The sequence below is a fragment of the Streptomyces sp. NPDC017095 genome (assembly GCF_044332325.1).
Taxonomy (GTDB): Bacteria; Actinomycetota; Actinomycetes; order Streptomycetales; family Streptomycetaceae; genus Streptomyces.
On the sequence record NZ_JBIROU010000003.1, the window covers coordinates 90,464 to 103,676 of the forward strand.

Annotated in this window: 9 protein-coding genes; 1 reads left to right on the plus strand and 8 read right to left on the minus strand. The window is 72.0% G+C overall.

The window, feature by feature from the left end; translation table 11 throughout:
• Positions 1-50: 50 nt before the first annotated feature.
• From topA to bldG, 7 genes are all read right to left on the minus strand, one after another.
• Positions 51-2,894 (minus strand): type I DNA topoisomerase, encoded by a 2,844-nt coding sequence (gene topA, locus ACH4OA_RS06540; RefSeq protein WP_397967918.1) that lies wholly within the window; start codon positions 2,892-2,894, stop codon positions 51-53.
• Positions 2,895-3,150: 256 nt separating this feature from the next.
• Complete coding sequence (locus ACH4OA_RS06545) at positions 3,151-3,348, minus strand: hypothetical protein (RefSeq protein WP_365941464.1); 198 nt, start codon at positions 3,346-3,348, stop codon at positions 3,151-3,153.
• 273 nt (positions 3,349-3,621) lie between these two features.
• Positions 3,622-5,142, minus strand: coding sequence for a methyltransferase (locus tag ACH4OA_RS06550; RefSeq protein ID WP_397967920.1), 1,521 nt, complete (start codon positions 5,140-5,142; stop codon positions 3,622-3,624).
• A gap of 61 nt (positions 5,143-5,203) precedes the next feature.
• Positions 5,204-5,815, minus strand: a complete 612-nt coding sequence (locus tag ACH4OA_RS06555) for a small secreted protein (RefSeq protein WP_397947856.1) — start codon at positions 5,813-5,815, stop codon at positions 5,204-5,206.
• Positions 5,816-6,093: 278 nt separating this feature from the next.
• The gene (locus ACH4OA_RS06560) at positions 6,094-8,499 is read right to left on the minus strand and encodes a sodium-translocating pyrophosphatase (protein WP_397943630.1); all 2,406 of its coding nucleotides are present in this window, start codon (positions 8,497-8,499) and stop codon (positions 6,094-6,096) included.
• Between the two features lie 299 nt (positions 8,500-8,798).
• Entirely contained in the window at positions 8,799-9,230 is a 432-nt protein-coding gene (locus ACH4OA_RS06565) for an ATP-binding protein (protein WP_397967922.1), read from the minus strand.
• Between the two features lie 403 nt (positions 9,231-9,633).
• Positions 9,634-9,975, minus strand: a complete 342-nt coding sequence (gene bldG, locus ACH4OA_RS06570; protein ID WP_365873753.1) for an anti-sigma factor antagonist BldG — start codon at positions 9,973-9,975, stop codon at positions 9,634-9,636.
• A 160-nt stretch (positions 9,976-10,135) separates the two neighbouring features.
• Here bldG and ACH4OA_RS06575 point away from each other — a divergent pair, with 160 nt between their 5' ends.
• Positions 10,136-12,607 (plus strand): DEAD/DEAH box helicase, encoded by a 2,472-nt coding sequence (locus ACH4OA_RS06575; RefSeq protein ID WP_397967923.1) that lies wholly within the window; start codon positions 10,136-10,138, stop codon positions 12,605-12,607.
• A 58-nt stretch (positions 12,608-12,665) separates the two neighbouring features.
• Here the strand turns inward: ACH4OA_RS06575 and ACH4OA_RS06580 are convergent, their stop codons facing one another.
• Entirely contained in the window at positions 12,666-13,121 is a 456-nt protein-coding gene (locus ACH4OA_RS06580) for an Rv3654c family TadE-like protein (RefSeq protein WP_397943635.1), read from the minus strand.
• Between the last annotated feature and the right edge of the window lie 92 nt (positions 13,122-13,213).

The window sequence follows — 13,213 nt, forward strand, 5'->3', positions numbered from 1 at the left end:
CGGGGCCTACGGGCACCGGGGCGGACGTGCGCTGGGCGAAGCCGGGAGGGTCAGTCCTCCGTGCCGGAAGCCGTCGCCTTCGAAGCCGTCGCCTTCTTGGCGGTGGTCTTCTTGGCGGCCGTCTTCTTCGCGGTGGCCGTGGTCTTGGCGGCCGTGGTCTTGGCGGCCGTCTTCTTGGCCGCGGTCTTCTTCGCCGGGGCGGTCTTCTTGGCCGTCGCCTTCTTCGCGGTCTTCTTGGCCGGGCTCTTGGCGCGCTTCTCCGCGAGCAGCTCGAAACCACGCTCAGGAGTGATCGTCTCGACGCTGTCACCCGACCGGAGGGTTGCGTTCGTCTCGCCGTCGGTGACGTACGGGCCGAAGCGGCCGTCCTTGACCACGACCGGCTTGTTGGAGACCGGGTCCTCGCCCAGCTCCTTCAGCGGCGGCTTGGCCGCGGCCCGGCCACGCTGCTTCGGCTGGGCGTAGATCGCCTGCGCCTCCTCCAGCGTGATCGTGAAGAGCTGGTCCTCGGCCTGCAGCGACCGCGAGTCCGTGCCCTTCTTCAGGTACGGGCCGTAGCGGCCGTTTTGCGCGGTGATCTCCTGGCCGTCCGCGTCGGTGCCGACGACCCGCGGCAGCGACATCAGCTTCAGCGCGTCCTCGAGCGTCACCGTGTCGAGTGACATGGACTTGAAGAGCGAGGCCGTCCGCGGCTTGACCGCGTTCTTGCCGGTCTTCGGGGTGCCCTCGGGCAGGATCTCGGTGACATACGGACCGTAGCGGCCGGCCTTGGCGACGATCTGGTGGCCCGTCTGCGGGTCGGCGCCCAGCTCGAAGTCGCCGCTCGGCTTGGCCAGCAGCTCTTCGGCCAGCTCGACGGTCAGCTCGTCCGGCGCGAGGTCGTCGGGGATGTCGGCGCGCTGGTGGTCCTCGGTGTCCTTCTCGCCGCGCTCGATGTACGGGCCGTAGCGGCCGACGCGGAGCACGATGCCGTTGCCCACGGGGAACGACGACACCTCGCGGGCGTCGATCGCGCCCAGGTCGGTCACCAGTTCCTTGAGGCCGCCGAGATGGTCGCCGTCGCCGTTGCCCGCGTCGGCCGCGCTGCCGGTGACGGTGCCCTTGCCGAAGTAGAAGCGCTTCAGCCACGGCACGGCCTTGGCCTCGCCCGCCGCGATGCGGTCGAGGTCGTCCTCCATCTTCGCGGTGAAGTCGTAGTCGACGAGCCGCCCGAAGTGCTTCTCCAGCAGGTTCACCACGGCGAAGGACAGGAAGGACGGCACGAGGGCCGTGCCCTTCTTGAAGACGTAGCCGCGGTCGAGGATCGTGCCGATGATCGACGCGTACGTCGACGGGCGGCCGATCTCGCGCTCTTCCAGCTCCTTGACCAGGCTGGCCTCGGTGTACCGGGCCGGCGGCTTGGTCGCGTGGCCGTCCACCGTGATCTCGTCGGCGGACAGCGCGTCGCCCTCGGCGACCTGCGGCAGCCGGCGCTCACGGTCGTCCAGTTCGGCGTTCGGGTCGTCGGCACCCTCGACGTAGGCCTTCAGGAAGCCGTGGAAGGTGATCGTCTTGCCGGACGCGCTGAACTCGACGTCCCGGCCGTCGGCGGACCTGCCGCCGATCTTCACCGTGACACTGTTCCCGGTCGCGTCCTTCATCTGGGAGGCGACGGTCCGCTTCCAGATCAGCTCGTACAGCTTGAACTGGTCGCCAGTCAGACCGGTCTCCGCGGGCGTGCGGAAACGATCACCCGACGGACGGATGGCCTCGTGCGCCTCCTGCGCGTTCTTCACCTTGGCGGCGTAGGTGCGCGGCTGCGGAGGCAGGTAGTCGGCGCCGTACAACTGCGTGACCTGGGCGCGGGCCGCGGCGACCGCGGTCTCGCTCAGCGTCGTGGAGTCCGTACGCATGTACGTGATGTAGCCGTTCTCGTACAGCTTCTGCGCGACCTGCATGGTCGCCTTCGCGCCGAAGCCCAGCTTGCGGCTGGCCTCCTGCTGGAGCGTCGTCGTACGGAACGGGGCGTACGGCGAGCGGCGGTACGGCTTGGACTCGACGGACCGCACGGAGAAGCGGGTGTCCTCCAGCGCGGCGGCGAGGGCGCGGGCGGTCGCCTCGTCGAGGTGGAGGGTGCTGTCGCTCTTGAGCCGGCCCACGGAGTCGAAGTCGCGGCCCTGCGCGACGCGCCTGCCGTCGACCGTCTGGAGGCGGGCGACCAGCGAGGACGGGTCCGAGGAGTCTCCCGCGCGGCCGGTCGCGAAGGTGCCCGTCAGGTCCCAGTACTCGGCGGAGCGGAAGGCGATGCGCTCGCGTTCCCGCTCCACGACGAGCCGGGTGGCCACGGACTGCACGCGGCCGGCCGACAGCCGGGGCATGACCTTCTTCCACAGCACCGGGGAGACCTCGTAGCCGTAGAGGCGGTCGAGGATGCGGCGGGTCTCCTGGGCGTCGACCAGCTTCTGGTTGAGCTGGCGCGGGTTGGCGACGGCCGCGCGGATCGCGTCCTTGGTGATCTCGTGGAACACCATGCGCTTGACCGGGATCTTCGGCTTCAGGACCTCCTGGAGGTGCCAGGCGATCGCCTCGCCCTCCCGGTCCTCATCGGTGGCGAGGAACAGCTCGTCGGAGTCCTTCAGCAGGTCCTTGAGCTTCTTGACCTGAGCCTTCTTGTCCGCGTTGATCACATAGATCGGCTGGAAGTCGTGGTCGACGTCCACACCGAGGCGACGGACCTCGCCGGTGTACTTCTCGGGCACCTCCGCGGCGCCGTTGGGAAGGTCGCGGATGTGCCCGACGCTCGCCTCGACGATGTAGCCAGGGCCGAGATAGCCCTTGATCGTCTTCGCCTTGGCAGGCGACTCGACGATGACGAGTCGGCGACCGCCGTGTGCGGTCTCGCTGGTCGGGGACAACTTCGCTCTTCTCTCCGGTCGACGCTTGGGCCTCCCCAGTCCTTCGTCCCGGGGTCGCGGCGTACTGCTGGCTCGTGTGACGCTGCGGAGTGTGACGCTACATCCCGCCCCCGTGTCAAACGGGAAAAGCCCACAACGGCCACTCGAACGGTAACCCGACTACCGGCATTCCTGCCGCCCGGATCGTGGGGCCGCCCTCGCACCCCTGTCCGGAGCGTAACGCCCCCCTCACGCCGGGGAACGGCCGACGCCCGGCTCAGCACCGGGTCAGGCAGTACGCGGCGAGGGCCAGCGCGACCGTCCCGGCCACGCTCGCGACGGTGGCCGATGCGACCGGACTCACATCGAGGGCCACCGGTTCCCGGCGCCGCAGACGCGTGCCGGTCCAGGCCAGCAGACCGGCTCCGAACAGGGCGAACACCGCTCCCGCGAAGATCGCCGGTCCACTCTCCATCGCCCGTCCGCCCCTTCCCCGCCGCCGGCCGTGCCCGGTGCCGGGAGGGTGCCACGCGCGGGAGGCCGACGGGCGACATCGGGGTGAACGGGGGGACCGGTACGAAATCGAACGCGCTCGAACCGGGAGGCCCGATCGCGTCGGCCATATTTTTCCGGCCGTTTTCCGGAAAGGCGCCGGCGCGCGCGGCGGACCCCCCGCCGCGCGGCGCCCCCGCGCGCTCAGCCCACCGCCAGGACGGCCGGCGCCGGGTGCGGCGGCGGCCCCGCACGCTCAGCCGACCGGCTCCAGGAACCCCTGCTCCACCAGCAGCCGGATCTGCGCCGGCGTGCGGTCGCGCAGCAGCACCGGGTCCTCGCCGACGAGCTGGGCGATGGCGTCCAGGATGCGGCCCGCGCTCAGCGTGCCGTCGCACACGCCCGCGAACCCGGCGCCGACCGTGTCCACCTTCGTCGCCCGGCGCATCCCGCGGTGCTGGCGCAGCACCACATGCTCCGGGTCCTCGGCGCCGGGCAGCCCGACCTGCTCCTGGACCACCTCGCCGGCCAGCCTGAAGTGGCTCTCCAGCAGCGCCGCGTCGTCGTGCGCCCGGAGGTAGTCGAGGCGGTCGAAGTGCGCCCGGACCGTCTCGCCGAGCGGCTGCTCGACCGGGTGCGGCCACTCCTCCACCGTGACGACGGGCTCGGCGGACCCGGTCCGGCGCAGGGTGATCCAGCCGAAGCCGACCGCCCTGACCTTGCGCGCCTCGAACTCGTCCAGCCACGCGTCGTACCGCGCCTGGTACTCCGCCGGGTCGCCGCGGTGGTCGCCGGCGTCCCTCAGCCACAGCTCGGCGTACTGGGTGACGTCCTGCACCTCGCGCTGCACGATCCAGGCGTCGCACCCGCGGGGCACCCACGACCTGAGCCGGTCCTGCCAGTCCTCCCCCGCCACGTGCTGCCAGTTCGCGAGGAACTGCGCGAACCCGCCCTCGGTCAGCCGTTCCCCCGCCTGCTGAACGAGCGAGCGGCACAGATCGTCCCCGCCCATGCCGCCGTCGCGGTACGTCAGCCGGGCGCCCGGCGAGATGACGAACGGCGGGTTGGAGACGATCAGGTCGAAGGTCTCGTCGTCCCGGACCGGCTCGAACAGCGATCCCACGCGCAGGTCGGCCGCGGGCGCGCCGGACAGCGCCAGCGTGAGCGCCGTGGTGTGCAGCGCTCGCGGGTTGAGATCGGTCGCCGTCACGCGCGTGGCGTGCTGGGCGGCGTGCAGCGCCTGGATGCCGGAACCGGTGCCGAGGTCCAGCGCGGCGGCGACAGGGGTGCGGACGGTGATGCCGGCCAGGGTCGTGGAGGCGCCGCCGACGCCCAGGACGACTCCCTCGTCGTGCTGTCCGATGCCGCCGGCACCGCCGACCGCGCAGCCGAGGTCGGAGACGATGAACCAGTCCTCGCCGCCGGGACCGCCGTACGGCCGTACGTCCACGGTCGCGGCCACCTCGTCGCCGCCCACGGGCGTGAGCCAGCCTCCCTCCAGCGCCTCCGCCACCGGCAGCACGTCCGCCACGCGGGCGCGGGGCACCGGCTGCTGGAGCAGGAACAGCCGGACGAGCGTCTCCAGCGGTGTGTCGCCGCGGGTCGCCCGCAGGGCGGGCACGGTCTCGCTGCGGGCCAGCGCCGCGTACGCGGCGGCGCCGAGCAGGTCGAGCAGCCCGTCGGCGGTGAAGGAGGCGGCCAGCAGCGCGTCCCTCAGGCGCGCGGCGGTGTCGGGCCGGTCGGAAGCGGGCAGGGGAGCGGGTCCGGAGTCAGTCACGCCCCCATTGTGGCCCGCCGCGGCGGCCCGGGGCCGCTTGCGCGCAACCCGGGCGCCGAGGTCAGCCGGCCGTCGCGGGCGCCGTGGCGCGGGCCGTCGCGGACGCGGCGACCTTGCAGCTGGGCTGCTTGGCCATGGCCTCCTTGACGTCGCCCTGCTCCAGCCGCTTCAGCGCCTGTGTGCCGTTGTCGCCCTGCTTGCCGACCTCCTTGGTCTGGCCGGCGACCTCCTTGAGGCCCTTGGCGAACTTGCTCTGGCTCTTGGTGTCGAGCCCGTCGACCGTCTTCTTCAGCCCGGTGTACGACGTGGACAGGTCGGCGAGGTTCTTCGCCGCGTCCCGCTGCAGCTTGGCGCCGCCGTCGATACCGGGGGGCGCGCCGGCGCTGTCGAGGGCGTCCGCGAGCGCCTTGTAACCGTCGGACATGTCCTGGAAGGCCGCCACGTACGTCTTCTGGGCGTCCTTGGGCGGCAGGTTGCTGTCCGTGGCGATGGACGCGATCGAGGCGTTGGCCGACCGGATCTTCGCGGTCTGCGCGGGTATGGCGTCGCACACCGTCTTGGCCCAGGACACCAGCTTGGGGTCGGGCTCCTTGGGGCCGCTGCTGCCGCACCCCGTCATCGCCACCACCAGTACCGCACCGCCGGACAGCGCGGCCGCGAGCTTCTTGTTCACCGGATTGGTCCCTTCCATGGCTCTCGGCCCCCGGAATCTACACGCGGACGGCCTCCCTCCCCGCGCCGGGAGAGGCATCGGTCAGGTTTTGTGACTTTTTGCACCGGAGGAGAGAAGGCTCACGAGGCGTGCGACCGCGCACCGGAGGGCGTGCGGCGGCGGCGGCGCAAGGCGGCCGCGTAACGGAGGGCGTGCGGGGGCCGCGCAAGGGAAGCGGGCGGGCGGCACGCCATCGCGCGCCGTCCGCCCGCCCGTTCCGCGGGACTTCCGGTCTCGTCCTACGACACGACCGCCGCGTCGGGCGACTTGGCCACCCGCTCGGTGCTGTCCTCGTCCCCGACGGTGATGCCGCGCCGCTTGGAGACGTACACGGCGACGATGATCACCAGCAGCGCCAGGACCGCGACGCCGATCCGGACGCCGATGTTCTTGTCGTCGCCGTAGGAGAACCTGATCACCGCCGGCGCGATGAGCAGCGACACCAGGTTCATGACCTTCAGCAGCGGGTTGATCGCGGGTCCGGCGGTGTCCTTGAAGGGATCACCGACCGTGTCGCCGATCACCGTGGCCGCGTGCGCCTCGCTGCCCTTGCCGCCGTGGTGGCCGTCCTCCACCAGTTTCTTGGCGTTGTCCCAGGCGCCGCCGGAGTTCGCCAGGAACACCGCCATCAGCGTGCCCGCGCCGATCGCGCCGGCCAGATACGAGCCGAGCGCGCCGACGCCGAGGGTGAACCCGATGAAGATCGGCGCCATGACGGCGAGCAGTCCGGGCGTGGCCAGCTCGCGCAGGGCGTCCTTGGTGCAGATGTCGACGACCCGGCCGTACTCGGGCTTCTCGGTGTAGTCCATGATCCCGGGGTGCTCGCGGAACTGCCGTCGCACCTCGAACACCACCGACCCGGCCGAACGCGACACGGCGTTGATGGCCAGCCCGGAGAAGAGGAAGACGACCGCGGCGCCCGCGATGAGGCCGACGAGGTTGTTGGGCTGCGAGATGTCCATGGACAGGGTTAGCGGCGAGCCCGGTCCGGTCAGCTTCGCGCCGACGCCCTGCACATTGGTGGTGATCGCGTCGCGGTACGACCCGAACAGCGCCGACGCGGCGAGGACGGCGGTGGCGATGGCGATGCCCTTGGTGATGGCCTTGGTGGTGTTGCCGACCGCGTCCAGGTTGGTGAGCACCTGCGCGCCCGCCCCCTGCACGTCGCCGGACATCTCGGCGATGCCCTGCGCGTTGTCCGAGACCGGCCCGAAGGTGTCCATGGCGACGATCACGCCGACCGTGGTGAGCAGACCGGTGCCGGCCAGGGCCACGGCGAACAGCGCCAGCATGATCGACGTGCCGCCGAGCAGGAACGCGCCGTACACGCCGAGCCCGATGAGCAGCGCCGTGTACACCGCCGATTCCAGCCCGACCGAGATGCCGGCCAGGACGACGGTGGCCGGCCCGGTGAGGGAGGTCTTGCCGATGTCCCGCACCGGACGGCGGTTGGTCTCGGTGAAGTAGCCGGTCAACTGCTGGATGACGGCGGCGAGCAGGATGCCGATGGCCACCGCGACCAGCGCGAGGACGCGCGGGTCGCCGGCCTTGCCCCGGATCGCCGCGTCGGTGACACCGCCGAGGTCGGCGTACCTCCCCGGCAGATAGACGAAGACCGCCACCGCGACCAGCGCGAGCGAGATCACCGCGGAGATGAAGAAGCCGCGGTTGATCGCGCTCATGCCGCTGCGGTCGCTGCGGCGCGGGGCGACCGCGAAGATGCCGATCATCGCGGTGAGCACCCCGATGGCGGGCACCAGCAGCGGGAAGGCCAGTCCGGCGTCGCCGAAGGCGGCCTTGCCGAGGATCAGCGCGGCCACCAGGGTCACGGCGTACGACTCGAAGAGGTCGGCCGCCATGCCCGCGCAGTCGCCGACGTTGTCGCCCACGTTGTCGGCGATGGTCGCGGCATTGCGCGGGTCGTCCTCCGGAATGCCCTGCTCGACCTTGCCGACCAGGTCGGCGCCGACGTCGGCGGCCTTGGTGAAGATGCCGCCGCCCACCCGCATGAACATCGCGATCAGTGCGGCGCCGAGGCCGAAGCCCTCCAGCACCTTCGGCGCGTCGGCGGCGTACACCAGCACGACGCAGGAGGCGCCCAGCAGGCCGAGCCCCACCGTGAACATGCCGACGACGCCACCCGTGCGAAAGGCGATCTTCATCGCGGTGTGCGAGACGGTGGTCAGATCCTTTTCCGGTTCGCCTTCCGCCGGAGTGGCTTCCCGGGCCGCCGCGGCGACCCGTACGTTGCTGCGCACGGCGAGCCACATGCCGATATAGCCGGTGGCCGCCGAGAACGCCGCACCGATCAGGAAGAACACCGATCGGCCGGCCCGCTGATTCCAGTCGTCCGCGGGCAGCAGCATGAGCAGGAAGAAGACGACGACGGCGAATACGCCGAGGGTGCGCAACTGCCGGGCGAGATACGCCTTGGCACCTTCCTGGACCGCCTCGGCGATCCGTTTCATGCTCTCGGTGCCCTCGCCCGCCGCGAGGACCTGACGCACCAGGACTCCCGCGACCACCAGCGCGGCCAGGGCGACGGCCGCGATGACGGCCACGATGATCCGATTGTCGTCGGTCAGGACCGCGGCCGCGAGAGAAGTGGGATGACCCGACTGAAGAGGGGTAGAAAGCCCCGCCATTCGTCCTCCTTGACGCTTGGGCTGAGCTCAAGATGTGGACGGATTGTAGGTACCCCGGGGTGATCTAAAAAGAGGACGGTAAACGAAATCAGCCTCCTCCCGCTCTTCAGCGAATGATCGAGGTAACGACACGGGGCCCGAAAGAAGTAACGCCTTCAGGGCATTGACGACCGCATTGGCGCTTGATCGAATTACCGGACTATTGATCGTGAATTTCTTCACGACATTCCGGAGGGCCGGCGGAAAACGACAAGGGCCCTGCTGAGCAGGGCCCTTGGACGTACGGGTACGACGGCTGGTCAGACGAGCGCCGCGGCCGGCGGGGTGGTCGGCCAGGTCATGCGGATCAGCCCGCCGCCCGGTCCGGTGCTGACCTCCACGTCGTCGACGAGCCCGCTGATGACCGCGAGGCCCATCTCGTCCTCCTCGATCTCCGCCTCGACGTCCTGCGCGCCGGGCGTGTCGCCGCCCGGGACGGCGTGCGGCGCCTCGTCGCCGACCTCGATGGAGAACTGTTTCTCCTCTTCGATCAGCGCCACCTTCACCGGTGCCGTGACGCCACTGCTCTGGTGCAGTCCGACGGCGCGTGAGCAGGCCTCACCCACGGCGAGCCGCACCTCGTCGAGGACGGCCTCGTCCACTCCGGCCCTGCGCGCCACCGCTGCCGCCACCAGCCGGGCGGTCCGGACGTGCTCGGGCAGCGCGCTGAAGCGGAGTTCGACGGTGGCCATGCATCCCCCTCGCGACTACGGGCGTGCGGTCGACGGCGGGCCGCCGGGCGACCCGCCCCCTGCGTGTACATCTGTGCCCCGGGCCGTCCGTCCGCATCCTCCGCCTGGCCGCGTCGGCCGATACCGGTCGCTGTCGGCCTCTGTCGGCCGGTGTCGGCCGGTGTCGGCCGGTGTCGGCCGGTGTCGGCCGGTGTCGGCCGGTGTCGGCCGGGCGGCCGTATCGGTCGGCCGGTTCCGGCGGGCCGGTACCGGCCGGGGAGGCCGGGACCGACCGCGGCGGCGACCAGGGACGGACCGGCCGGCGACCGCGCCCCGGCAGGAGCCCGGGCGCCGGCGACCGGTCCGGATCGGCCGGTGACCGGTCAGCGGCCGAACAGCCGGTGACCGGTCGGCCGGCGAGCGGTCAGTCGGTGGCCGCGACCGCTTCCTCGACCGAGTTGTGGATCGGGAACACCTTGGTCAGGCCGGTGATCCGGAAGATCTTGAGAATGCGCTCCTGGTTGCAGACCAGGCGCAGCGAGCCCTCATGGGCACGCACCCGCTTCAGGCCGCCGACCAGCACGCCGAGCCCGGTGGAGTCGAGGAAGTCCACGCCCTCCATGTCGACGACGAGGTGGAAATTCCCGTCGTTCACCAGCTCGACCAGCTGCTCGCGCAGCTTGGGCGCGGTATATACGTCGATTTCGCCACCGACCTCGACGACCGTACGATCGCCGACGGTACGGGTCGACAGGGACAGGTCCACGGATCCTCCAGCACCTTGCTATCGAGCGGTCGCCCCTCGGGCTCTCGGCTTGCGACCCCCGGGACGCAACGCCAGCCGCCATGGCATTCAATCACTTACGGCAGGCGTGCACGACGCCTTGACCCCATTGTCCGTCACGCCGGTGACACACTCGGTGCCGATGGCCAAGAATCACCGATCCGATCGAACCCCGGCGGCCCCGGCGTCCCGCCCGTCTCCGGGCGCGGTCCTGGACCGGCTCGCCTCCGGGCCGAGCCGCGCCGCGCGCATCACTCATACGGAGCACTTGCCCCCGCGAGCGGGCCGCCATGCCGTCTGGCCTGACCGTATTCGGGCCGAGGTGATCGCGGCCGTCCAGGCGTGCGGCATCGAGCATCCCTGGGCGCACCAGGCGCTGGCCGCCGAGCACGCCCTGGACGGCGAGTCGGTGGTCGTCGCCACCGGCACGGCGTCCGGCAAGTCCCTCGCCTACCTCGTGCCCGTCCTGTCCGCCCTCCTGGACGGCTCCGAGGCCCCCAACGGACGGGGCGCCACCGCCCTGTACCTGGCCCCCACCAAGGCGCTCGCGGCGGACCAGTGCCGGTCGGTGAAGGAACTTTCACAACCACTCGGCACCTCGGTGCGCCCCGCGGTATACGACGGCGACACGCCGTTCGAGGAACGGGAGTGGATCCGCCAGTACGCCAACTACGTCCTGACCAACCCGGACATGCTGCACCGCGGGATACTCCCCTCCCACCCGCGCTGGTCCTCCTTCCTCAAATCGCTCCGCTACGTCGTCATCGACGAGTGCCACACCTACCGGGGCGTCTTCGGCTCGCACGTTGCCCAGGTGCTCCGCCGGCTGCGCCGCCTGTGCGCCCGCTACGGCTCCTCCCCCGTATTCCTGCTGGCCTCGGCCACCGCCGCCGAGCCGGCGGTCGCCGCCCGCCGGCTGACCGGCCTGCCGGTCGTGGAGGTCGCCGACGACGCCTCCCCGCGCGGGGAGCTGGTCTTCGCCCTCTGGGAGCCGCCGCTCACCGACCTGCACGGCGAGCGCGGCGCACCCGTCCGGCGTACCGCCACCGCCGAGACCGCCGATCTGCTGACCGACCTCACCGTGCAGGGCGTGCGCTCGGTCGCCTTCGTGCGCTCCCGGCGCGGCGCCGAGCTGATCTCGGTCATCGCCCAGGAGAGACTCGCCGAGGTGGACCGCTCCCTGGTCCGGCGTGTCGCGGCCTACCGCGGCGGCTACCTCCCCGAGGAGCGCCGCGCCCTGGAGCGCGCCCTGCACTCCGGTGAACTCCTCGGTCTGGCCGCCACGACGGCCCTGGAGCTGGGCGTGGACGTCTCGGGCCTGGACGCGGTGGTGATCGCCGGCTACCCGGGCACGCGCGCGTCCCTGTGGCAGCAGGCGGGCCGCGCGGGCCGCTCCGGCCAAGGCGCCCTCGCGGTCCTCGTCGCCCGCGACGACCCGCTGGACACCTTCCTCGTCCACCATCCCGAGGCCCTGTTCGACCAACCGGTGGAATCGACGGTCCTGGACCCCGACAACCCCTACGTCCTCGCCCCGCACCTGTGCGCCGCCGCCGCCGAGCTGCCGCTGACCGAGGCGGACCTCGACCTCTTCGGCCCCGCCTGCGCGGACGTGCTGCCGCAGCTGGAGGCCGCGAAGCTGCTGCGCCGCCGCACGCGGGCCTGGCACTGGACCCGCCGGGAGCGGGCCGCCGACCTCACCGACATCCGGGGCACCGGCGGCCGCCCGGTGCAGATCGTGGAGTCCGGCACGGGCCGGCTGCTCGGCACGGTCGACGCGGGCGCCGCGCACTCCACGGTCCACGAGGGCGCCGTCCACCTGCACCAGGGCCGCACCTATCTGGTGCGCTCCCTGGACCTGGAGGACTCGGTCGCCTTGGTCGAACAGGCCGACCCGCCCTACTCGACGGTCGCCCGCGACACCACGTCGATCTCCGTCCTGGAGACCGACACCGAGGTCCCGTGGGGCGCCGGCCGCCTGTGCTACGGCTCGGTGGAGGTCACCAACCAGGTGGTCTCCTACCTCCGCCGCCGCCTCATCACCGGCGAAGTGCTGGGCGAGACGAAACTCGACCTCCCTCCCCGTACGCTGCGCACCCGCGCGGTGTGGTGGACGGTCACCGAGGACCAGCTGGACGAGGCCCGGGTCACCCCGGAGATCCTCGGCGGCTCCCTGCACGCCGCCGAGCACGCCTCCATCGGCATGCTGCCCCTCTTCGCGACCTGCGACCGCTGGGACATCGGCGGTGTCTCGGTCCCGCTGCACCCCGACACGCTCCTGCCGACGGTCTTCGTCTACGACGGCCAGCCCGGCGGCGCGGGCTTCGCCGAGCGTGCCTTCCACACCGCCCGCGCCTGGCTCGCCGCCACCCGCGAGGCCATCGCCTCCTGCGAGTGCGACGCGGGCTGCCCGTCCTGCATCCAGTCCCCCAAGTGCGGCAACGGCAACGACCCGCTGCACAAGAGGGGGGCGGTACGGCTCCTCACGGTGCTGTTGCGGGGAGCCCCGGGGGAGCCGCCGGAGGAGGAGGCCGAGGAGCGGCCGGTGGAGAAGGCGGTGGAGAGGGCCGGGGAGACGGCTGTGGAGAAGGCTGTGGAGGAGGCCGAAAGGGGTTAGCGGCAGGCCGGTGTGGTCCGGGACCCGTCCGGCGCGGCGGGTCCCGGGGGCGCGTGGGTCAGCGTGGCCGGGACCCGTCGGACACCGCGGGCGGGCCGGGCGGTCCGGTCCCGGACCCGTCCGGCGCGCCGGGCGGCACCGGCCCCGGCGGTCCCGCTCTGGCCCTGACCTCCACCGTGAACGGGCCTCTCCCGGCCGCCGCCGTCACGTCCGAGGTGTCGCCCACGATCACGCACCGCACCAGCCGCACACCCTGGGCCGCCGCCAGCCGTCCGGCCCGGTCGCAGGCCGCCGTACCGCCCTGCGTCCAGTGGTCCGCCGCGGCGAGCGCCGCCAGGTCCGCGCCGCCGGCCGCCCGGTGCCGTACGACGACGGCGTGCCCGAGCGCGAGCACGGCGCCGAACACCGCGCACAGCACGGCGATCGCCCCCAGGCTCCACACGGTCGCGGACCCCCGGTCCGACTCCTGACTCCGCCCCGCCGGACGGCCCTTCGCACCGTCCGGTACCGCCACCTGCCCTCCCCAGGCCCGCCACCGTCCCGTCCACCGCCGCCCCGTCCACCGCCGGCCCGTCCACCATCGGCCCGGAGACCCTCCTCCGCTCT